The 486-nt window shown below is 76.5% G+C and carries 1 protein-coding gene and 1 pseudogene; both read right to left on the bottom strand.

Going from position 1 to position 486, the window contains the following annotated elements; genetic code table 11:
• Window positions 1-27: 27 nt before the first annotated feature.
• Window positions 28-174 carry a hypothetical protein gene (locus tag UK12_RS40350; protein ID WP_156179099.1) on the bottom strand — a complete coding sequence of 49 codons (147 nt, stop codon included), beginning with the start codon at window positions 172-174 and terminating at the stop codon, window positions 28-30.
• Window positions 175-211: 37 nt separating this feature from the next.
• A pseudogene (locus tag UK12_RS33080) lies at window positions 212-486 on the bottom strand (TetR/AcrR family transcriptional regulator C-terminal ligand-binding domain-containing protein); the annotation flags it as partial.

Raw genomic sequence — 486 nt, 5'->3', positions numbered from 1 at the left:
GCGGCGCGCGGTGACCGGGCGCCGGTGTCATCGACTGCTCCGGCCGGACATGAGGGTCGGGCGCGGGGCGTGACGCCCGTACTCGCCTGTCACCTGCGCGCCGACCAGCGCCCTCTGGGTGCCCGCCTTGACCGTGACCGGCGCGTACGCCGGCAGCCGATTCTGTGAGGACATGCGGCGCGGTCTCAGGGCGTCTGTACGAGGTGGGCCGTCACCCGGGTCGGCGCGCGAGCACGCGGTCGACCAGATCGTCGATGCAGTCCGGTGTCAGCGGCCCGACGCCGAACAGCATCCGGGCACAGGTCGGCATCAGGACGACGGCCAGCCCATCCGGCAGGTACAGGGGTTCCGCGCCGCGGGCGCGGGCCCGGTCGAGCATGCCCCGGACCCGTTCGGCGCGGGCGGCGGGGCACCGGCCGCGTGCCGCCTCGCCGTCGGGGTCGGCGGCCGGCGCTGTCACGACATCCGCCCGCCGTCCCGGCCGCC

The organism is Saccharothrix sp. ST-888 (assembly GCF_000955975.1).
Taxonomy (GTDB): Bacteria; Actinomycetota; Actinomycetes; order Streptomycetales; family Streptomycetaceae; genus Kitasatospora.
The sequence above is the reverse complement of the archived record's forward strand: the minus strand, read 5'-3'. Positions and strand labels throughout refer to the sequence as shown.